Here is a 22,169-nt window from a genome sequence, read left to right on the forward strand (position 1 = left end):
ACGTTTGAGCGGTTCTCTAGCCTATTGTACATGATTGCCAGCCACTTAGCGAAGTTCTATCGGCACATATTTTTGGTCGGTCATACCTGTATACTCTGCGCGCGGGCGGATAATACGGTTGCCTTCATACTGCTCAAGGATGTGCGCAGTCCATCCGGATACACGGCTGATGGCAAAAATCGGCGTGAACAATTCCTGCTCGATACCGAGCTGCGTATAGACCGATGCGGAATAGAAATCAACGTTCGGCTTCAACCCTTTTTGGTTGGTAACCGTTTCGTCGATCAGTACCGACATGTCATACAGCGTAGTGTCGCCTTTCATTTCACCAAGCTCACGCGACATTTTTTGCAGATGCTTCGCGCGCGGGTCGCCGTTTTTGTAAACGCGGTGTCCAAAGCCCATAATTTTTTCACGGTTGTCCAGCTTCTCCTGAATGTAAGCCTGAGCCCGATCAATCGAACCGACTTCGTTCAGCATCTTCATGACGGCTTCATTCGCACCGCCGTGCAGAGGACCTTTCAGCGCACCAATGGCGGAAGTTACGCCGGAATATATGTCGGACAGCGTGGCTACGGTTACACGGGCAGCAAACGTGGATGCGTTAAGCTCGTGATCCGCATGCAATACCAGTGCCTGGTCCAGAGCCTTGATCGAAGTCTGATCAGGATCTTCGCCTCTGAGCATATACAAGAAATTCTCCGAGATGGAGACGCCGGCTTTCGGAGCGACCGGCTCTTTACCCTGACGAACACGGGCGATGGCAGCGATGATCGTCGGAAGCTGAGCTTGAAGTTTAACCGCTTTCTTTTCGTTCGCTTCACGGCTCATATCGTCGCCTTCGGCGTCATACAGAGCAAGCGCGGATACAGCCGAGCGAAGCGCAGCCATCGTATTGGTATCCTTCGGATACAATTTGATCTGCTGGATAAGCTCATCCGGAATGGCAGCATAGTCGCTCAAATCTTGTTGAAGGCCCTTAAGCTCTTCGGCATTCGGAAGTTTTCCGAACCAGAGCAGATAGGCTACCTCTTCAAAACTTGCATGTTCTGCAAGATCGTCAATATCATATCCACGATAAGTCAGAACGCCATCGACGATCGAACTAATCGCGGAGGTGGTAGCTACAATGCCTTCCAAACCCTTGGTAGCTGTCATGCAACATCTCTCCTTTATGATCGGGATAAACTGAACTATTTTGACATTCATGAAAACATTTTCATGAAGTCGGATAAAAAAGAAAAACGCGAAAAAAATTGCTATGGTCCTAGTCATAAACCTTCTCATATCATACTGGATTTTGTCTGATATGTGAACATGAGCAGCGACATTCGCCGCATCAAATTGTTTTATCGACACCATAAACATTTTTTTGAAATCACTTACAATTCCATTATACCTGTGATAATTCTCATTGTCGAATCATGAAGACAAGCGTTTTCCAACTCTTTATCCTTATATTGAAACTCCTTGCATAGGTATAGAGTATGAGCGACTCTGCTCGTCCTTGAAGTGCTGCAAAGGAGTGTGATTGTTTGGAACGATTGATGCTCAAGCGTTTTGGCCGGGGAGTGTGGGTGCTGTCTTCCATCTTCGTGATTGCCTATTTAATATATGTACTGCTGCCGCTGCTTTATCCCTTCCTTCTGGCCTGGATCATCGCCTATGCCATGAATCCTTGCGTCCACCTGCTTCAGCGGAGTTTGAAGCTGCCGCGGTGGCTCGCCGTCACGTTGTCCCTGCTGCTGTATTTCGGAGCGGCTCTACTGATTCTTACTGCGGCTGTTACCAGACTGGTCAAGGAACTGATTATTCTGTCACAGTCCTTCAATCTCCATATTGATACCTGGATGGAATGGCTGACGGCCTGGATGCAGAATGATAGCTTCCAGAATATCATCAATGAGATTAGCCGGTTTTATCAGAACAACCCGAATTATCACGATACCATCAATCAAAATATTACCCGCACGACACAAACGATTGGCACGGCCGTGACCGATTTAGTTACCAGTATTTTTAACGGAATTTTGCAAATTATTTATTACTTGCCGAACTTAGGCACGATTCTGATTGTTGTTTTACTGTCAACATTCTTTCTCAGCAACAGCTGGGAGCGCCATAATCGCGCGCTTATCCGCATCCTACCGGGCGTCATTCGCAAACCCATGATCTATATCTTCTCGGATCTGAAAAAAGCATTGTTCGGATTCGCGAGGGCCCAATTGATCCTCATCTCCATCACGGCCCTTATTGTCATGCTCACGCTTTATGCGCTTGGGGTCGATTCCGCCTTCTCCATCGGACTTCTGATCGGCTTGGTGGATCTTCTCCCATACCTTGGCGTCGGCATCGTCCTGATCCCCTGGTCGCTGTATGCCTTTATGTCGGGCGACCTGACGCTCGGCATCGGACTGACCGTCCTGTACAGCATCATCCTGATCGTCAGGCAGATCATGGAGCCCAAGGTGCTCGCCAGCAGTGTGGGACTGGACCCGCTCGCCGCCCTGCTGGGCATGTTTGTCGGGCTCAAGCTGTTTGGCATTCTGGGATTGATTGTAGGTCCTGTGTCGCTTGTCATCCTGGATGCATTCCACCGGGCCCATGTATTCAAGGACCTAAGGAATTATATTATCGGGGGCAGGTTCAGATAGTAAATAGACCGGCCCACGAAGGGGCCGGTCTTATGGGTGATCCTGTTTGTTTTATCTGCGAAAGATCGTAATCTTGCCGTTTTTCATATTTTTCTTCATCCATTTCAACAGCAGAATCCGATACAGTGGGCGGGTCAACGGAAATATCAGCGTAAATCCGATAATGTCAGTTACAAAGCCCGGCAGAATAAGTAGTACTCCACCTGCAAATATACATAGGCCATCAGCCATGGAAGCACCCGGAACCATGCCTGAGTTCATTCTCTGCTTGGCATCTTCCATCGCTTTGCGACCTTCGAACCTCATCATGGCCACGCCAACCGCAGAGGTCAGCAGTGTCAATAACAAGGTATTCATGCCACCCACGCGATCCGCAACAATCTGGAAGCCGAATATTTCAATAGCAGGCACGAAGATAATCGCTGCCAGCAACCATTTGAACATGAAGCTACTCCTTCCTCCCCCAAAGGGTGTCCCTCAATGCATCATACAGCTTTGGGGAGCATTTATCCAGTCGGGCCGGCTTCCACTCTCGATTCAGCCATACATGTCGGGTCGCACCTGCCGTTAACAAGGCACCGGGCAGCCCGGATTCGGGAGACAAATCCATCGTCCCCAAATCCGCCTGCTCCTGTTCGCTCAGCAAACGGACCTCATATTCATAGTGTATTCGAAGCGGGGAGAAATCAGTCATTCTGGTAAATACCGTTACGAGATCATCATACCGCGCAGGCTGGCGGTACTTGATATCAAGTTCAACCACCGGGAGCAGGACACCTTCTTCTTCCATTCCACGATACGCAAATCCCATTTCACGGATCATTTGGGTGCGCCCGATCTCGAACCAGTTTAAATAGTTAGCATGGTATACGACACCCATTTGATCGCTTTCCTGATAACGCACCCGAAATGACGTCCAGAACCAGCGGCTTAGTGTCGGCACGGATGGCTTAGGCATCAACATCCCCCCCTTATCTATGCAAAAAGCAATGGTCGACAGAATCATCGTCCATTGCTCATATGCTGCTATATTCAGAATCCAACGGATTCTTGACTGTTGTATTACTTCTGTTGTGGAATTTGATCCACTTTCAGCAGGTTGGTCGAACCGGAACGGCCCAGCGGCACGCCTGCTGTAATCACAACAAGATCGCCTTCTTTAACGAGTCCGGACTTCACGCCGCCTTGCAGCGCGTAATCAAACATCTCGTCCGTAGAAGAAGCCTGTTCGCCTTTAACCGGCGTTACACCCCAAGTCAGTGCCAAACGTCTCATCGTTCTGTCTTGAGTCGTGACAGCGACGATAGGAGCCTCTGGACGGTATTTGGATACCATACGAGCCGTTTGACCAGATTCCGTGGACGATATGATTGCTTTAGCATTCAGGTCGAGTGCTGAGATCGCAACGGATTGGCTGATTGCTTCGGTAACGCTGGTATCTTGAGCAATACGCTGTTTCAAGAACATTTCACGATAGTTCAGTGCGGACTCCGCTTTCTCTGCGATACGGGACATGGTCAAAACGGATTCTACAGGATATTTACCTGCAGCCGTTTCGCCGGACAGCATGATGGCATCGGTACCGTCAAAAATCGCATTGGCAACGTCACTTGCTTCCGCACGGGTAGGACGTGGGTTGCGCTGCATGGAATCCAGCATTTGCGTAGCCGTAATGACCGGTTTGCCAGCCAGGTTACATTTTTCGATCATGCGTTTTTGCACCAATGGAACTTCCTCAGCCGGAATCTCAACACCGAGGTCGCCGCGGGCTACCATCAAGCCATCGGATACCTCGAGGATTTCATCCAGGTTGTCAACGCCCTGCTGGTTCTCGATTTTGGAGATGATTTGGATGTGCTCGCCATTATGCTTCTTCAGCAATTCGCGAATTTCAAGCACGTCACTTGCTTTACGAACGAAGGAAGCAGCAACAAAATCGATGCCCTGTTCGATCCCGAAAACGATATCGTTGGCGTCTTTTTCCGTAATCCCTGGGAGCGAAATCGCGACTCCCGGTACGTTTACACCTTTTTTGCTCTTAATGGTTCCGCCATTGACGATGCGGCATCTGATTTCGGAGCCTTGAATCTCCACCACGGTCAGACCGATCAAACCGTCATCGATCAAGATCGTGGATCCCACTTGAACATCTTGCGGCAACTCTTTATAAGTAATGGACAAACGATTCTTATCACCAAGGATTTCCTCGGTAGTAAGGGTGATATATTCATCTTGTACAAGCTCAATCGGTTCCACTTCAAGTTTACCTGTACGGATTTCCGGTCCTTTGGTGTCAAGCAGGATCGCTACCGTTTTGTTCAACTCTTCACAAGCTTGGCGGATGTTCTTGATCCGGTTGCCATGCTCCTCGAAGTCGCCGTGAGAGAAGTTCAAACGAGCCACGTTCATGCCGGCCATAATGAGCTTCTTGGTGTTTTCCAACGATTCACTGGAAGGACCGATGGTACATACAATTTTTGTTTTGCGCATTTGGGTTTCCTCCGTTTATTAAAGGGTTCTCTATATCTCTTTTTCCAACAACTAAATCTACTACAAAAAGTCTAATTTGTATAGGAACTTTGTCATATCGTCACATACTCATCAGATTTTCACAGAATCGTCTTCCTGTTCCGCCTTCGCAAAATCGAATTCGCCAATCTTGCGGAACTTGCGGTACCGGTCTTCCTTCAGCTCGCAGGCATCCATGACGGATAGCTCTTTCAGCTGGCTGATCAGTGCGCTTTGAATGGCGGCGGCCGTCTCTTCATAGTCGCGGTGCGCACCGCCCTTAGGCTCCGGTATAATTTCCTCAATGACTTCCATTTCAAGCAGGTCCTTAGCGGTGATCTTCATGGCTTCCGCAGCCTGGTCCGCTTTGGATGCATCCTTCCACAGAATGGATGCGGCGCCGTTCGGTGAAATGGCGGAATAAATGGCATGCTCAAGCATCAACACACGATTGCCTACAGCCATCGCAAGAGCACCGCCGCTCCCACCTTCGCCGATGACCACAACAACAATAGGCACCCCAAGGGACGACATTTCCCGTAGATTACGGGCAATCGCCTCGGACTGACCTCTTTCTTCTGCTGTATTACCCGGATATGCGCCTTTTGTATCAATAAATGTGATAATGGGACGCTTGAACTTGTTCGCCTGCTGCATAAGTCGCAGAGCTTTACGGAAGCCTTCCGGATGCGGACTTCCGAAGAAACGCGCGATATTATCCTTCGTATCCTTACCGCGCTGCTGACCGACCACCGTGACGGGAACACCGTCCAATTTGGCCAAACCGCCGACAATGGCAAGATCGTCCCCGTAGAGACGATCTCCATGCAGCTCAATAAAATCCGTAAAGATCAACTGGATCAAATCAAGCGAAGTCGGTCGCTGCTGATGTCGGGCCAGATGCATTTTCTGAGAAGGCGAAATCGAAGAATAAATTTCTTCCTCCAAACGACTATATCGTTCTTCCAGGCGGGCGATTTCATCCGTGAAATCGATCCCTTTTTCCTGTCCGAATTGTTTCAGTTCATCAATCTTCTTGCGCATTTCGGCAAGTGGCATTTCAAAAGGCAATTCGCCTGACATCAGAATCCCCCTTTCACGGTATGCATCTCCAGCAGCTTACCAAGCATGGAGCGCATATCTTTCCGATGAATAACCATGTCAAGCTGACCATGAGCCAAATTGAACTCCGCTGTCTGGAAGTCATCCGGCAGCTTCTGGCGAATGGTCTGTTCAATAACGATACGGCCCGCAAAACCGAATACGGCTCCCGGCTCGGCAATATTGATATCGCCAAGCGTCGCAAAGCTGGCGGATACACCGCCGGTCGTCGGATCCGTTATCACTGAAATATAAAGCCCGCCGAGTTCGTTAAACCTGGACAGGGCTGCGCTTGTTTTGGCCATCTGCATCAAACTGAGAATACTCTCCTGCATCCGGGCACCGCCGGAAGTGGAGAAAATAATGAGTGGTAAACGCTTGTCCGTCGCAAACTCGATCGCTCGGGTGATTTTTTCCCCGACAACGGAGCCCATGCTTCCCGTGAAGAAATCAAAACTCATCACAGCCACCACAACAGGCTGGCCGAGAATCGAGCCTTGACCGGTAATAACCGCATCATGAAGACCGGATTTCATCTTCTGCTGCTCCAGCTTGGCCGCATATCCCGGAAACTTGAGCGGATCCACCGAGATCATATCTGCGTCAAACTCTTCAAAGCCTGTCTCATCCAGCGTCATGGCAATCCGTTCTACCGCATTCAGACGCATATGATGTCCGCATTCCTGACACACCTTCAGATTCTTCTCAAGCTCTTTGCTGTATTGAATGGTGCCGCACTTAGCACACTTATTCATCAGACCTTCCGGAATTTCCCGTTTCGGGCGTTCGCCTTCCTGAGGCTGCCCTGCTGTCCCAAGTCGTTCCGATGGGATCGTTGCGTATTTCCTTTTTTTCTGAAATAAGTCTTTAAACACAACTACACCTCTCCAGCCGTAAATTTGAATGGCCGCCGCAATAGCACATCGCCGATCCGTACGCTAAGCTTCGCTATGTAACCCAGATGAAACTAGGGGTGCAATATCGAATTCAACACTTCCTGTACTTCCTCAAGCTCTCCGGAGGGTACCAAAATCTCAAACTGCTGTTTGGAAAGATTCACAGGACGGCTTTGAACCAAAAAACCTTCTTCCGTTAGCCTGGTCTTGATCATTTCCGCCACCTTTGCAGTTGGCGCAATATAGATTACCGTCCACATGCCTTTCAGATCCCCCTAATCTCGTCCCACAGGCATATCCTGAGCCGATATAATGGATAATGATAACATACTTCAGTTTTTACCTCAACAAAGAGAGCAGGGGGCTGAAAGCCAAATCTTACCCTTATGCAGCGATTCGACACCGCTCGCGCAAATCAGTCAGAACCTGCGGTATAATGGGCCGCATCGGGATTGTTATGGGCGATGCGTGAGGAAGCGGCAGCGGCGATGCCTGCAACGAGATCATCCAGAAACACATGTATCCCGTCCGACTTTTCATTTAATATCTCAATCACACCTATTTTTTCTTTGTCCAGGTAACCGAAACTGGTCAATCCGATCATGCCATATATGCTCGTGACACCAAGCGCCATGGTCTCATCCACTCCGTAGAGCGGTTCGTCTTGCTCCATAATCGATTGCAGCGGCTCCGGCAGCAGTTTCTTCTCCGCCAGCTCATCCAGCGCAATGCCCGTATACAGCGTATACTGAACTTCGCGCTTGCCGAGAACGGCCCGGACGCTTTCTTCACACTGCTCGATGGTTAACTTCGGATGATAACGCTGCTGCAGCTTCAACACAATATCCGCGATGGAGCTTACGCTGACTCCTCTGCGGCTGAGCATGCTTTCTGCCAAGTCCATTGACATCACAAATCCCCCCCGCGTCTTTGGCCGCGCTCTTTCAATCCGGTTCTATCATGAAGAGCCTTCTTCATACGAATACTCGGCCAACATTACCTGTAGTGTCCTAATTGTATGCGGGAGGGATGGGAAACGTTCTTAAATTTTCATGTCACTTCACTTTAACGGTGTCCTTACCCAGCATGCTCTCCATTTCGGCAAAAAGCTCTGTCGAAGGCTTAATCCGATAGGCATCGCTAAGCGCAAGCACCTTCTGGCTTCGCTCATAAAACAGCACCGTTGACACATGCCCCGGATGCTGCTGCAGGAGCTCTTTCAGCTTCACCAGCAGCTCCGATTGCTCCGCATCGGCCGTTATTTTCACAAACACGCGCTGCTCAGCCTTATGATTCGATACGCCGGTACGAGATTCCTTCTCGGACGATAAGCTGCTGCCCGATGCTTCATTTCGGATTGAGGTCGAATCAACGCCACTCCGGGCGGCAAGCGGCTCCGGAGGCGGGACGGCCGAGGGATTACCGGCCGAAACCGGCGGCATGCCGACTGCGCCCGATTTTACGCCCCGACCGTTATTCTCTCCGCCGGATCTTCCTCTTCCGCCTGCTGTTCCCCGAACCTTGCTCCGGTGAACCAGTTGGCTCAAGGTTTGCGCCTCAAGCGGAGCGATTTCTTCGGCCAGCAGCTTGAAGCCTTCGTCCTGCAGTTGGACCTTTGCCCGGATCGCGAGCAGTGCGCCTTTTTCAATCAGATGCGCGCTTCGCTTCCACACTTCGGGAAAGAGAACGACCTCGCAGCGCTCGATTTGGTCCTCGCACTCCATGAAGGCCATCGCCTTCCCCTGTTTCGTCGTAATGGTCTTTAGTGTAACCACCATCCCGGCAACCGTAGCCATCGATTCATCTTCCGCTTCATGCAAATCCATTAACCGATCAGCTCCGGATTCCGTCAACGTATCTTCGAATCCGTCTAGTGGATGACCGGACAAATACATGCCCAGCAGCTCACGTTCGAATTCGAGCTGCTGACTTGCGGTATACGGCGGGATGTCCGGATATTCAATGTCCCAATTCGTCGTTTCCACGAAGTCGAAGAGCTGAATCTGGAGATCATCCCGCTCCTTTCTCCACTTCACGGCCGCTTCGACCGTTTCATCCAGCATAGCAACCAGTTGGGAGCGGTGACCCTGCAAGGAATCGAAAGCCCCCGCCTGGATAAGTGACTCGATCACGCGCTTGTTGCATACGCGGAGGTCCACCCGGCGGCAAAAATCAAGCAGGCTTTCAAACGGCTTTTCACGCCTGATCTCGACGATATTCTCTACCGCTTGCGTGCCAACATTCTTAATAGCGGCAAGCCCGAATCGGATTCCGCCTCCGGCAGGACGGCCTTCATCATCGCCGCCCTCGGCAGCAGGACCGCTCATGACCGGCGTGAAATACGTTCCGCTTTCGTTGACATCCGGCGGCATGACCTCGATGTCGAGCCGCCGTGCCTCCAGCACGTATTCGGCTACCTTCCGGTGACTGCCCATAACGGCAGTCAGCATGGAAGCCATGAACGGAACCGGATAGTGCGCCTTAAGATAAGCCGTCTGGAAGGCCAGCACGCCATAAGCGGCAGCATGCGCACGGGGAAATCCGTAATTCGCGAACCGGACGATCATATCGTACACACGGTTGGCCTCATCCTCGCTATAGCCGAGCTTGAGACTGCCCGACACGAAATGGCTCCGCTCCCGGTCCAGCACTTCGCGCTTCTTCTTCGAAACCGCTCTTCGCAGCAAATCGGCTTCCCCGAGCGAGAAGCCGGCCATCGTCGAAGCGATCTGCATGATCTGCTCCTGATAGACGATAATGCCGTACGTATCGCCTAATATCGGGATCAGGTCCGAATGGGGATACTCCGGCTCAATCCGGCCGTGCTTGGCTTGAATGAACTTCGGAATAAACTCCATGGGACCCGGTCGGTACAAGGCATTGACGGATACGATATCCTCAAATACCGAAGGTTTCAGATCCTTCAGCACCCGCCGAATGCCCGCGGATTCGAGCTGAAATACGCCCGTGGTATCGCCGCGCCCCAGCATCTCATACGTCAGATGATCGTCATCTTGCACTTGTTCGAAATCGAGTGTTCTGCCGGTCAATTCTTGAATCCATCGCAGCGTACGCTCAATGATGGACAACGTCCGCAGACCCAAAAAATCCATCTTGAGCAGCCCCACGCTCTCCAGATTCTCCATGGAATACTGTGTCAGCGCCGTCTTCTCGCTGCCTTCCTGCAGCGGCACCGCATCCGTCAGCGGATCGCGGGAAATGACAATGCCCGCCGCATGCGTCGAAGCATGACGGGGCATGCCCTCGACCTTCATCGCCATATCGATCAGCTCGCGCACCTTCGACTTCGTCTCGTACTGCTCCTTCAGCTGTGGGCTTTGCTCCATCGCTCCTGCGATGCTGATGCCCAGGTGGTTAGGGATCAGCTTGGCCGCCTTGTCCACATCCCCGAACGGCACATTCAGCGCACGTCCGACATCACGGACGGCCGCCCTTGCCGCCATCGTACCGAACGTGATGATCTGAGCGACATGTTCTTTCCCGTATTTATCCACCACATAATCAATGACCTCTTCCCGGCGCTCGTCACTGAAGTCGATATCAATATCCGGCATCGTAATCCGTTCCGGGTTCAGGAAGCGTTCAAACAACAATTTATATTTCATCGGATCAACATTTGTAATGTGAAGCGTGTAAGCTACCAAGCTCCCCGCCGATGAACCCCTGCCCGGTCCAACCGCGATGCCTTGCCTGTGGGCATAGGCGATAAAATCCCATACGATCAGGAAATAATCGCTGAAGCCCATGCTCTCAATGACACCGAGCTCATAGTTCAGTCGCTGCTCCAGCTCGCTGCGCAGCGCTTCATCCTGCCACCGCTCCGTATTCTCATAACGTCCTTTCAGCCCGTTCAAGCAGAGATCCCGCAAGTATTCTGCTGCATTTTTCCCTTCAGGAAGAGAGCTGTATTCCGGCAAAATGGACTTGCCGAACTCCAGCTCCAGGTTACATTGGTCCGCAATCTTAACCGTATTCAATATAGCTTCAGGCACATGGGGGTACAGACGCTCCATTTCGCTGCCGCTCTTCAAATAGAGCTGGTTCGTCTGGATTTGCAGCCTGTCTTCATCTTCAACCGTTTTGCCCGTGCCGATGCAAATTAGGACGTCCTGAACTTCGGCATCGCTCTCAGCCAGATAATGCACATCATTGGTAGCGACCAGCGGAATACCCGTCTCCCGGCTCAGCTGAATCAGCTGGGGATTCACGCGCTTCTGCTCCGGAATTCCGTGATCCTGCAGCTCCAAGTAGTAGTCTTCTCCAAAAATCGCCTGGTAACGAAGCGCAGCGGCTTTCGCTTCCGCCTCACGTCCATGAAGCAGATGCTGGGGAACCTCGCCGCCCAAGCAAGCGCTGAGACATATGATGCCTTCATGATGGGCGGCGAGCGCCTCCATATCGATTCGGGGTCTGTAATGGTACCCCTCCAGATGCCCGATCGAGCACAGCTTCATCAAATTGTGATAGCCGGTCTCATTCTTGGCAAGCAGAATCAAATGATAGATCGGCTGATCCTTGCGGCTTCCCCGCTCCTTGCGGGAGCCTGCCGTGATATAGGCCTCGCAGCCGATAATCGGTTTGATGCCTTGCGCCATACAAGCTTTATAGAACGGAATGGCACCATACATCACGCCATGATCCGTAAGCGCCAGCGATTTCATTCCAAGCGCCGCCGCTTCCCGCACCAGGTCACCGATACGTGCCGCTCCATCGAGCAAACTGTATTCACTATGCACGTGCAAATGCACGAAAGAGCTCATCGTAACGCCTTCCTTTCGCCGGTACATGTATATTTAAAATCAATCCAAAGATATCTTTAAAAGTCTTTATACCATTTTATCATAATCCCGCTAGGCCCGCCCATAGAATGAAACTAGGGAGTACGTGGACAGGCGGTTGCCGTGACATCCACCAAGAGAAGAGAGGAGACATGAGGGCATGAGCGTTTTTTTATCAAAAGCGATCCTGGACTTTTTTATAGCCTTCGGCATCGTGCTGGGGGGAGCCATGGTGGGAGGTGTGGGCGCCGTGCTGTCCCTGCAGCCCCCCACCCACACCATGATGGAGGTCGCAGACCGAATTAAGATCTGGGCGCTTGCGGCTGCCATCGGAGGCACCATCGATCCGATGCGGGTCATTGAGAGCAATATGCTTGGCGGTAATTTATCCCCTGTGATCAAACAAATTCTATATCTCGGCTTTGCATTTCTTGGAGCACATATGGGCAGCGAGCTGGTCAAATGGGTGTGCTCCAGCCGGAGTTAATCGATGCGCGTACCTCCAACCCACCGCTTCCGCCCCTTCTATCAGGTCGCATCCATCTTCGTGCTGGGGATGGTTGTCGGCAGCATCGTCTACAACTCGGTCTATCATGCAGCCTACAATAAACTATGGGAAACGAATCAAGGCCAGCAGATCAAAATTGCACAATATGAAGAAGACATCGAGTCGTTAAAAAAATACAATAAACAATCCACGGTCATCAAAGAAATCAAGATCCGGAGCGAGCAAAACGACAGGGCGCCGCTGGATCCCGTGATCATCAAAGAACTCATCAGGCTTATGGGGGATGATCTGGCAGCCCTTCGGGGCCGTAATGTGTTTGATATCGACGCGGACAGCAAGCTGACGCGCTCACTCCTTAGCGACAAAATATATACGGTTCGCGAAAAGGATTACAAAGTCCAAATCAAGACCATGCTTGTGATGGAAGGTGTACTTCAAATCTGGGTTAGCTTTGATCATGTGGATGCAAAGTCAACGGTATCATGATACAATACCGATATTGTACATGATCGAATCTACACGCTTTTAGAGGTTGTTCAGTAAGTCAGCCTGACTTATTGAACACGCACTTTTAGCTATATCGTAAGCATGTTACTGAATATAAAGGAGCCTTCCATTCCATGATCACAGTCATCCACTATATCCTATACATTATCCTCGTTCTGTCCGTGATCGCTGCCGCGCTGTACAGCATTCGCGCACGACGAGTAGCGGATCCCGCAGACCGCGGAATCTATATGTCCATGATGAACCTCTATATGGGCATTATGCTGGTTTCCCTTTCGCTAGTCTGCATGTTTCTGTTCAGCGGCTCCACGCCGGCTGTCATTGTAGAAGCCGTATTCTTGGTGCTTGGCGCATTTAATATATTTTCCGGCATAAGAAGCCGCACCTATTACAGCAGACTGAAGGATTCGCGGACGGCCAGCTAAATTAAACTAAACGGAACAAGGGCATCCCGGAAGGTCTATTATAAGACCTGCAGGATGCCCCTTTATTTTGTCCGGAATTTACGTCAGCCATGATCGATCGCCTGCATCGTCATGACCGCTTTGGCAATCAGGTTCGTCTGATGCTGAATCTCAATCTCCATCTTGCAGGTACGGCGGCTGATCTCCAGCAGTTTCGGCATAATGACGATCGGGTCCTCGATCTGCACGGGCCGGATGAAATACGTTGACAGATGGTCCAGCACATGATCCCAGCCGCTGATATCCTTGGCCGCTTTAACCGCCGCTTGGCTCATTACGGTCGTAAGCACTCCTTGTGAAATCGTTCCAAGTTCTGAAGCCATTTGGGGCGTGATAAAACCGTGAAAGAACAAACGCCCTTCCTCATCCCTATCCTCTGCAATCCCATTCCAGATCAGCTGATCAAACGTTTCGCCGAGCTGAGGCTGATTTCGCGCATCCCGCAGTGCCCCTAACACTTCTTTACGAGTGACCGTTGCAAGCAGCTTGCGGTTCCGATCCACAATCGGCAGAAAATCGATCCCTTCCCACATCATAATCTGCGCCGCTGATGCAAGCGAAGTTTTCATGCTTGCCGTCACCGGGTTACGGGTCATCGCTTTCTCGATCGGCTGGGTGTCGGCGAGCCCTTCCACATCCCGGACACCAACAATGCCGATGACCCGGTTCCATTCGTCGGTTACCGGATAACGGATTTCCCCGGTCGCTTGTGAAATCCGTTTGAATTCCTCAACGGTGACGGAGTTTTTCAACTGATGATTCTTCGGCTTATCATGAGCGATATCCTCCACCAGCATAATTTTCTTCTTGATTAAACGGTCAAAAATGGCGCGGTTAATCATGGAGGCGACGGTAAACGTGTCATGACGGGACGATATAATGGGCAGATGCAGTTGGTCTGCCAGCTGCTTCACTTCCCGGCTGGTTCCGAAACCGCCCGTAATCAATACGCCCGCTCCCTGCTCAAGTGCCAGGAAATGGGCATCTTCACGGTTACCGACAATCATGAGGCTTCCGGCATCGATATATCGGATCATCGCCTCTACCTTCATAGCGCCAATCACGTATTTATGCAGGCTTTTATTTAGCCCCTCCGCACCGCCAAGCACATGCCCTTCCACTATTTCAACAACATCGGCAAACATAAGCTGCTCGGAGATGTTCCGCGGCTTCCGTTCCACACGAACCGTGCCGATCCGCTCCTTCGTGACCACAATGCCCAGGCTTTCCGCTTCCTTCACCGCCCGATAAGCGGTGCCCTCGCTGACGCCCATCTCTTTAGCTAACCGTCGTACCGATATTTTGCTTCCAACCTTCAAACTTTCAATATGCTGAACCAACTGCTCGTGTTTAGTAATCGTATCATCTCGAACGTCCAACTGTTACACCCCCAGAACACTATCTGTACCATACTGTATCTATTATATCACGTCCTATGACACTCCCATACCCGTCAGATACAAAAAAACCTCCCATAAAGGATAACGGATGGGCGATCCAACCGTATCCCTTATGGGAGGTTTTTGTTCATCACAACGCTCGCTATGATCCAACTCTTAATTAGCTTCCTGGCTCTTCTGTTCCTCAGGCCATTTCAATTCCCATTGACGCAATTTCTCCTTGCGGATCTCATCGAGCGCTTTTTGTTTCGCTTCATCTACACCGATGAGGTAATAGAGATGTGAACCGATCACGAGCAGGGCAAATCCTGCCCAGACTGCACCGAACAGCGAAACCCACGAGAACCCGCCAGAAAAGGAAATGCTGGGAAGGGCGTATATCAACATGCCGAGTGCAACCAATAAATAAGCGGTGTGTTTAAACTTGTTCTTCTTTTTTTTCATTATAAACGCAGCTCCTCTACTCTCTGAAATCTATATTTCTACTCTATGAGGAGCTTGCGCAATTTATGAGACAAGTTTTTAAAAATTGTTCAAATTCGATCCGAAATTAACGGCCCGCATCATGGTTACAAATAGATTGCTTTATGGTTGAGCTGGTCCGTACAGATGCTGGAGGCTATCCGATATAATCTTGTTCACGTCTTCGATGATGACACTCAAACGCCGCTCCGCGTCAAACAAACGACGAATGTTCAGGTTCAAGCTAAGCACCTCAAACTGCTTCTCCATCTTCTCCATTTCGTCCTGAGCCGGCATATCGCCGGACATCATACGCTGTTGAAGCTCCATCTGGCGCTGACGGAAATCATCCAGCATGCGTCTGCTCTCCGGATCTGCATCCACGAGTTTCATAGCAGAGGTGATCTCCTCTACCTCCTTGCTTTCCCTCATCGCTTTTGCCAAATCATGTGCCTTGTCATAAATGTTCATTTTTAATTCCTCCAATATATTCGGCCAAAATGCCATTTTTTTCAATTCGCTTTTCGCCTTACTCCATCAAACATCTCATCTCCACAGCACAATCAGCATGGATTGGAACAATCCGATCACTCCGCCCAGCAGAACTCCAAGCCAGGTGATAGCCCTGAATTCACGGCCGGATACACTTAGAATGATCTCTTCCAGCCGCTCAATTGGAAACTTCTCCACCTGCTCCTGAACGAGCTGCGGCAAGTTAACAGCCTTCATAGCAGCCGGGATGCTTCGCTCAAGGAAACCTAGTCCCTTATCGAGCAGTCCAGGCAAGGCTGCCCCAATAGCCGGCATTCGCGGTCCGATCACTTCGCTAACACGAAGAAGCTCGATCCGCTCAATCCACTTGGACCAAGGAAGCTTATCATCCAAAGTTCGGGTGATCCAAGCTAAGCCCGGCTCATCCGCGACATGTTCGATGAGATTCCCAAGCGGCATATCACCGTAATACGACAGCTTTCCTGAGATGATATCCGTGATGGTCTTGCGGACTTTCTCTCCCTCCAGCTGCTGAATCAGCATGGGCGTCAGCTTCTGGACCAGCTTATCCTCATCCACAAAGATCGAAGCCATGGTCCCGAGAAATCCGCCTGCCTTATCGATGAGCGATGAAGCCACCTCCGATAGCATAAGCTGTCCCTTGGCGGACAGCAGCGTGTTCTTCAGCTCCTTCAGCACCATATCGGCGGCAGCCCCGCTCCAGCCCTGGATCGTTTCCTCCGACCAGCCGGGAACAAGCTCCTTCAGCGGCTTTGCCTCCAGCCCGTAGCCATCCCATACTGCTGCGGCACCCCGGGCCGTAAGCTGGCGGGCTGATTGTTCAGCACGGACCTTCAATTGCTCCCACTGTTCCGAACTCCATACCTTTAGCGCCAAGTCTCGGAAGCTCAGCTCCGACTGGCTCCATTCCTCCAGCTTCCGATAGAGGCTGTCCTCTATCTTACCCCGAAACACCGGCTTACGAATAAGCTCCTGCAAGCCCTCGCTTGTTACCAGGTAATCCGAGACCACGTGTCCGAGCGACTCGGCTATTTCGTCTTTACGCTTGGGGATGAGCCCTGGTGTAAAGGGTATGCGGCGACCCAGGATGATTTTTTCTTCACGAGGATGAAACAGCATTTTTATCGCAAAATGGTTCGTTATGCCGCCAACAAAAGCAGCAACACACACGTTCACCAAAATAAACAGCCAGTTCTGCATTTTAAGCACTCCTTTTTCCCGAGCAGTACAATCACCAAGGGATATATGTCCTCATATGATGCATTACATGCAATGATCAGATGAAGTCTTTGTCTGATCACTTAAGTATCCAGTTGTTGTCGGAAGGAGATCCATCATGCGCAAATCCAAGGTTAAATCCAACACCAAATCCAAGATATCGGCTCAATTAATCCGCTCAGCCCAGCTTTCGGATAACGATATCAAGCTTGGTGACCGTCTCATAAGACAGCTCCGTATCCCGACAGATTCAAAGGTACAGCTTGCCTTTGGCTCCTTCAAGCAGGAAGTCAGCGTTACCTCAGGAGGAAAATCGAACTCGCTGGCCCTAAGCCCTTCCGTATTCAGCCATTCGGGACTTCTTCCTCATACCGTCATGAATCTCAAATATTATCCAACGGAAAGAACACTGAAGCTCGGTCCGCTTATCGGGATCATGGTCAGTCGCTATCAACCGGATGAACCTGATAAACCTTTCGGATCGATCTCAGCTTTCTGCTTGGAAATGGTCAACGCAGCCAGGAAACAAGGCGCATATGTATATTTTTTCACACCTGACATGATCGGTTCGAACCCGGCAACACTTGAAGCCATTGCTTATGACGCAGGATGGAAAAAGCTCAGCGTTCCAGCTCCGGACGTCATTAATAACCGGCTGTCTACCCGCAAACTGGAGAATAGTCCTAGCGTACAGCATTTTATGAGAGAAGTAAAATCACAATTCGGCACCCATATCTTTAACGAGAAATTTCTCGATAAATCCGATGTCTTCGAGGCACTCGGACCTGATGCGAAACTGCAGAAATACTTGCCGGAATCCTACTTGCTTAGCGGTTATCCGACGCTCAAAAAAATGTGTGCTACTTATCGGACCGTCTTCCTGAAACCGGTCCGAGGTAGTCTGGGAAAAGGTATCATCCGGATATCCCGCCAAGAGAACGGCCATTATCAAACGCTGACTACCTCTCTTGAAGGAAGCAAGAAGAATACCTACTCCTCGCTTCCAAAGCTGTTCAGCAGCTTATCCGGAAAAATAAAAAAAACGCGTTATCAAATTCAGCAAGGATTGGATTTAATCCGCATCAATAGGCGAAACGTTGATTTTCGCGCGCTTGTTCATAAAAACAAAAACGGCAAATGGGCAGTGACCTCGGTCGTGGCCCGCATTGCCGGCGGAAACCACTTTGTTTCCAATCTCGCCAGAGGTGGTACACTGTCTTCCGTCAAGGATGCGCTTGCCATGAGCAGTATCCCGTTAAACTCCAAGCAAACGGCCCCCGCTCGAATGAATCAAGCGGCGCTCGATATTGCTCATGGTCTGGAAGCTGCCATCCCCTATCATTTCGGAGAGCTGGGCATTGACTTGGCAATTGATACGACAGGACGCATTTGGCTCCTGGAGGTCAACTCCAAGCCGTCCAAAGGCGAAAACGCACCGCTGAATGCCGACTCCAAAGTAAGGCCGTCAGCCGTACGACTCGTTCAGTACTGTATATACTTGACGGGTTTCTAAAAAAAGGAGAACCCTATGGCCTCAAACAAGATAGGCACCCTGGGTGTCATGGTATGCCGCAAACCGGGCTTCCCTCCCTTTAATGAGAAGGAATTTCTCCGTGAACTAAGCTCGAAGGCCAAGGAACTCGGCATGCAGGTATTTGTTTTTTGTCCGGATGATGCCTCTCCTGCTTCTGGTGCAGCAAGCACCATAGACAGGATACAAGGATATCAATTCAATCCGGGAGATGGCTGGACCATCGGCACCTTTCCTCCTCCTGACGTCATCTATGACCGATGCCTGCACCGAAACGGTGAGGAAACGGCTGCTGCCGGCCAATGTCTGGACCAACTGCTGCAGCAGGGCGTAAAGCTGTGGTCACGAGGTCTGCCTGGCAAGCAGAAAGTGCATGAAGTATTAAAGCGCTCCTCCGCCTTACGACCTTATCTGCCGGCAACTTTAAACTATACGGGTGCCGAGACACTGAACAGGGCTTTGCTGGCTTTTGGCAGCAGGCTTTTCATGAAACCTAGCGGAGGCTCCCAAGGCCGTCATACTTTGTACCTCGCTCTGACAGATCACCAGCGTGTCAGACTGCAAGGAAGGGATCGGAGCAATCGCATGTTCCAGCAGACCATTCCCACACAAGAGATGAACGAATGGGTGAGGCGTTTTACCGGCCGACGCCGATTTATCATTCAACCCTACCTGGAGCTTTGCAACCGTAACGGAGACCCGTTTGATATTCGGTCATTGGTTCAAAAGAATGACCGCGGCATATGGTCCATCACAGGAATCGCCGCACGGCAAGGTGTAAGCCAAGGGCTGACCTCGAACCTACACGGGGGAGGTACGGCATTTCCAGCCCTTCCCTATCTAACGACTGATTTCGGAGAAGAACAGGCCATGAAGATCATTCAGACCATCCGGAATCTGTCCGCTCAGCTTCCATCTTCGCTCGAAGAAGGATTCGGCCGACTCGGCGAGCTGGGAATCGATTTTGGCGTGGATACAAAGGGACGGATCTGGATTCTGGAGGTCAACTCCAAACCGGGCCGCCGCGCATTTACACTAACGGGAGATGGTCACGCAGCCCGGCTGTCCGTCGAACATCCGATTCAATACGCCCGTTATTTATTGCTTCGACAACTTAGGAGGGTAAATACATGAGTTTGAATTTCGGAAATATTCATTTCTCGCAGCAGCCCGAAAAAGTCGTCTTTTTATCCGGTTCGCTTCTAAAGAGCCTGGGGCTATCAAGCAGGAAATCGATTAAGCTTCGCATCGGTACCAATACGGTGTCCGCTGCTGTGAAACCGATTGAGCGATCGGGGAAACACATCTATTTAAGCAACGGTGTCCGAAATGGCATCAACGTCCCCAGACAGGGCCCTGTCTATATCCATTCCCACGGTGAGGGCGAAATCGTGCTGGGGCCTGTGGTTGGGGTTCTGTCCGACGGACCACATAATCCATCCAGCCCTTTTGGAGCCCGAACCTCGTATATTCGGCAGCTTCTTCGTGAGGGCAACAAAAAAATGTTCGCATATGCCTTTGCCCCCCGGGATATCAACTGGCAGCGCGGAACCGTTCATGCCTATATGCTCGGTTCCGGCGGCGGTTTTGTCCGCAAAACTGTTCCGCTCCCTGATGTCGTCTATAATCGCCTTCCTAGCCGGAAAACCGACTTCTCCCCTTTTACCAATCAACTGAGAGATCGGTTTCTGAAGCGCAACATCAAATTTTTCAACTGGGCCTTCTTCAATAAATCCGATGTGTACTCCCAACTGGACGGCGATGTGCAGGCAGGCAAATATTTGCCGGAAACGTATAATAATCCTAGTCCCGAGCGGATTAAGGATATGATGGAGCGTCACAACTTTGTGTATTATAAGCCCTCAGCCGGAAGTTTAGGCCTTGGAATTTACCGGTTAACCTATCTTCCCAAAAAAGGATACTTCGCGCGTTATCATGGAAACGGGGGCAACACCCTCCTCAAGTTTCCAAACTTTAATAGTCTGATGCGGATGCTTCAAGCCAAACACGGCTCCAAGCTGCGAAACTATGTTATCCAGCAAGGAATCCGCCTCATTGAAATCGACAGCTGCCCCATCGACTTCAGATTCCACATGCATAAGAACAGCAAAAACCGCTGGTCCGTGGTTGGTATCGGTGCGAAAAAGGCCGGAAGGGGCAGCGTCACGACGCATATCAAGAACGGGGGATCCTTGATGACGCCGGAACATGCGCTCAGCCGGGCCTTCGGCTCCAAAGCGAAAGAGGTGCTGGAGCGTGCCAAGGACGCTGCCATCGAGATGTCGGAAGCCATCGAGAATCATCATCCGCATCTGTTAGGAGAAATCGGGTTTGATATCGGAATAGATGACAACGAGAGAATATGGATGTTTGAAGCGAATTCGAAGCCGGGCCGATCGATATTCAACCACCCTTCCCTTAAAGGGGAAGGAAAAGCATCGGTCGAGCATATTTTTGAACACAGTATGTATCTCAGCGGCTTCCACAGGGGGAATGATTCGTGATCAACCGAGTGGAGAGTGATGGAAGACCGGTTGTAGCCATCCTGACCATGCACGATACGAATACGATGTTCAGGGGCAACCGGCAAAACTTTCAGGAAATCATCAAGACGGGAAAAGATATGGGCTTTATGGTCTACGTAGTGACTGTACGTGATCTGAAGCTTGATACGGGTACTGTCAAGGGCTACATCCTGAACAACGACCATTCCTGGGAGCAGAGGCCATGCCCTCTGCCCCAGGTTATATATAACCGGATCCCCTACCGAGAGGATGAAGCTCTTCCCTGGGTTCGCCGCAAAATCAAGGAATGCCAAGATCATCCCCATATCGATATCTATAATCCACACTTTTTCAATAAATGGCGGCTGTTTGCTTGGCTGAACAAATCCCGGTTAACTAAAAAGTGGGCTCCTTTGACAAAGCGTTTGAAAGGTTACCCCACTTTATATGAAATGATGAAGCGGAAGCCTTACCTGTATCTTAAACCCGAGGACGGCAAAGCCGGGCAAGGGATCATGAGGGTACGATATCAGAAAAACAAACCGCTCCCCTACCGCATACAGATACAGAACAACAAAAACAGCACCACATACAAAGCAGCCTCATTGGAGCGGCTTTGGAACCGGGTTTATCAAGAGACTAAAGGAAGCTCATACCTGATCCAGCAGGGAATCGAGCTGGCCCAGGTCCACGGTCGCGCCTTTGACCTCCGTATACTTGTGCAGAAGAACGAATACGGTGTCTGGGCAGTTACAGGAATTGGAGCTCGAATGGCAGGCGCCAAGAGCATAACCACGCATGTTCCTCGCGGAGGAACGATTGAGGATCCAGAGAAGCTGCTTCCGATTGTATTCGGTCAGGAACGGTCCGACGCCATCCTTAGCGAAGTTAAAAAAGCAGCCGTGCATATGGCACGGCAGATTGAGAAGAGCTCTGGTCAAATCCATGGCGAAATGTCCATGGACCTCGGAATTGATAACGAGGGCGTTCTTTGGTTCTTCGAAGCCAATTCAAGACCCATGAAATTTGACGAACCCGCGATCCGGAAAAAATCACTGGAGCGGATTTTTCAATATTCCGAATATCTGATCAATCAAAGGTAGT

General features: G+C 50.6%; 21 protein-coding genes. 8 read left to right on the forward strand and 13 right to left on the reverse strand.

Going from position 1 to position 22,169, the window contains the following annotated elements:
- Positions 1–45: 45 nt before the first annotated feature.
- On the reverse strand, positions 46–1,158 hold the full coding sequence (gene citZ, locus ACOZB4_RS07200) for a citrate synthase (protein WP_379406191.1): 1,113 nt from the start codon (positions 1,156–1,158) through the stop codon (positions 46–48).
- 377 nt (positions 1,159–1,535) lie between these two features.
- Here citZ and ytvI point away from each other — a divergent pair, with 377 nt between their 5' ends.
- Positions 1,536–2,654, forward strand: coding sequence for a sporulation integral membrane protein YtvI (gene ytvI / locus ACOZB4_RS07205; protein ID WP_076324331.1), 1,119 nt, complete (start codon positions 1,536–1,538; stop codon positions 2,652–2,654).
- A gap of 51 nt (positions 2,655–2,705) precedes the next feature.
- On the opposite strand, the gene ACOZB4_RS07210 is transcribed toward ytvI, so the two are convergent.
- From ACOZB4_RS07210 to ACOZB4_RS07245, 8 genes are all read right to left on the reverse strand, one after another.
- Positions 2,706–3,098 carry an FxsA family protein gene (locus ACOZB4_RS07210; RefSeq protein ID WP_076324332.1) on the reverse strand — a complete coding sequence of 131 codons (393 nt, stop codon included), beginning with the start codon at positions 3,096–3,098 and terminating at the stop codon, positions 2,706–2,708.
- A 4-nt stretch (positions 3,099–3,102) separates the two neighbouring features.
- Complete coding sequence (locus ACOZB4_RS07215; protein WP_379406190.1) at positions 3,103–3,612, reverse strand: acyl-CoA thioesterase; 510 nt, start codon at positions 3,610–3,612, stop codon at positions 3,103–3,105.
- Between the two features lie 104 nt (positions 3,613–3,716).
- Complete coding sequence (gene pyk, locus ACOZB4_RS07220; protein WP_098748411.1) at positions 3,717–5,144, reverse strand: pyruvate kinase; 1,428 nt, start codon at positions 5,142–5,144, stop codon at positions 3,717–3,719.
- Between the two features lie 111 nt (positions 5,145–5,255).
- Entirely contained in the window at positions 5,256–6,245 is a 990-nt protein-coding gene (locus ACOZB4_RS07225; protein ID WP_076324335.1) for an acetyl-CoA carboxylase carboxyltransferase subunit alpha, read from the reverse strand.
- Positions 6,245–7,138, reverse strand: a complete 894-nt coding sequence (gene accD, locus ACOZB4_RS07230) for an acetyl-CoA carboxylase, carboxyltransferase subunit beta (RefSeq protein ID WP_071218063.1) — start codon at positions 7,136–7,138, stop codon at positions 6,245–6,247. The genes ACOZB4_RS07225 and accD overlap by 1 nt, the downstream gene beginning before the upstream one ends.
- 92 nt (positions 7,139–7,230) lie before the next feature.
- Positions 7,231–7,419 carry a hypothetical protein gene (locus ACOZB4_RS07235; protein ID WP_006212044.1) on the reverse strand — a complete coding sequence of 63 codons (189 nt, stop codon included), beginning with the start codon at positions 7,417–7,419 and terminating at the stop codon, positions 7,231–7,233.
- Between the two features lie 155 nt (positions 7,420–7,574).
- Complete coding sequence (locus tag ACOZB4_RS07240; protein ID WP_076324336.1) at positions 7,575–8,069, reverse strand: phosphatidylglycerophosphatase A family protein; 495 nt, start codon at positions 8,067–8,069, stop codon at positions 7,575–7,577.
- Between the two features lie 145 nt (positions 8,070–8,214).
- Entirely contained in the window at positions 8,215–11,940 is a 3,726-nt protein-coding gene (locus ACOZB4_RS07245) for a DNA polymerase III subunit alpha (protein ID WP_379406189.1), read from the reverse strand.
- Between the two features lie 178 nt (positions 11,941–12,118).
- Between ACOZB4_RS07245 and ACOZB4_RS07250 the strand changes: the two genes are divergently transcribed.
- The 3 genes from ACOZB4_RS07250 (at position 12,119) to ACOZB4_RS07260 (ending at position 13,398) form a co-directional block, all read left to right on the forward strand.
- A complete protein-coding gene (locus ACOZB4_RS07250) occupies positions 12,119–12,445 on the forward strand; it encodes a YtrH family sporulation protein (RefSeq protein ID WP_076324338.1) in 327 nt (108 codons plus the stop codon).
- 3 nt (positions 12,446–12,448) lie between these two features.
- Positions 12,449–12,952 (forward strand): hypothetical protein, encoded by a 504-nt coding sequence (locus ACOZB4_RS07255; RefSeq protein ID WP_339291587.1) that lies wholly within the window; start codon positions 12,449–12,451, stop codon positions 12,950–12,952.
- A gap of 134 nt (positions 12,953–13,086) precedes the next feature.
- Positions 13,087–13,398, forward strand: a complete 312-nt coding sequence (locus ACOZB4_RS07260) for a YtpI family protein (RefSeq protein WP_098748415.1) — start codon at positions 13,087–13,089, stop codon at positions 13,396–13,398.
- A gap of 83 nt (positions 13,399–13,481) precedes the next feature.
- On the opposite strand, the gene ACOZB4_RS07265 is transcribed toward ACOZB4_RS07260, so the two are convergent.
- From ACOZB4_RS07265 to ACOZB4_RS07280, 4 genes are all read right to left on the reverse strand, one after another.
- Positions 13,482–14,816, reverse strand: a complete 1,335-nt coding sequence (locus ACOZB4_RS07265) for a DRTGG domain-containing protein (protein ID WP_076324341.1) — start codon at positions 14,814–14,816, stop codon at positions 13,482–13,484.
- 177 nt (positions 14,817–14,993) lie between these two features.
- A complete protein-coding gene (locus tag ACOZB4_RS07270) occupies positions 14,994–15,281 on the reverse strand; it encodes a hypothetical protein (RefSeq protein ID WP_076324342.1) in 288 nt (95 codons plus the stop codon).
- Positions 15,282–15,422: 141 nt separating this feature from the next.
- The gene (locus ACOZB4_RS07275) at positions 15,423–15,770 is read right to left on the reverse strand and encodes a YlbF family regulator (RefSeq protein WP_076324343.1); all 348 of its coding nucleotides are present in this window, start codon (positions 15,768–15,770) and stop codon (positions 15,423–15,425) included.
- A gap of 75 nt (positions 15,771–15,845) precedes the next feature.
- Complete coding sequence (locus tag ACOZB4_RS07280; protein WP_379406188.1) at positions 15,846–17,012, reverse strand: DUF445 domain-containing protein; 1,167 nt, start codon at positions 17,010–17,012, stop codon at positions 15,846–15,848.
- 136 nt (positions 17,013–17,148) lie between these two features.
- Here ACOZB4_RS07280 and ACOZB4_RS07285 point away from each other — a divergent pair, with 136 nt between their 5' ends.
- From ACOZB4_RS07285 to ACOZB4_RS07300, 4 genes are read left to right on the forward strand one after another with little or no spacing between them, the layout of a single operon-like run.
- Entirely contained in the window at positions 17,149–18,543 is a 1,395-nt protein-coding gene (locus tag ACOZB4_RS07285; protein WP_379406187.1) for a YheC/YheD family protein, read from the forward strand.
- A gap of 15 nt (positions 18,544–18,558) precedes the next feature.
- Complete coding sequence (locus ACOZB4_RS07290) at positions 18,559–19,695, forward strand: YheC/YheD family protein (RefSeq protein ID WP_379406186.1); 1,137 nt, start codon at positions 18,559–18,561, stop codon at positions 19,693–19,695.
- Positions 19,692–21,065, forward strand: a complete 1,374-nt coding sequence (locus ACOZB4_RS07295) for a YheC/YheD family protein (RefSeq protein ID WP_379406185.1) — start codon at positions 19,692–19,694, stop codon at positions 21,063–21,065. Before ACOZB4_RS07290 ends, ACOZB4_RS07295 begins: the two co-directional genes overlap by 4 nt.
- Positions 21,062–22,168, forward strand: a complete 1,107-nt coding sequence (locus ACOZB4_RS07300; protein ID WP_379406184.1) for a YheC/YheD family protein — start codon at positions 21,062–21,064, stop codon at positions 22,166–22,168. The genes ACOZB4_RS07295 and ACOZB4_RS07300 overlap by 4 nt, the downstream gene beginning before the upstream one ends.
- Position 22,169 lies beyond the last annotated feature (1 nt).

It is taken from the genome of Paenibacillus sp. NPDC058898 (genome assembly GCF_049316025.1).
In the GTDB taxonomy this organism is placed as follows: Bacteria; Bacillota; Bacilli; order Paenibacillales; family Paenibacillaceae; genus Paenibacillus_AQ.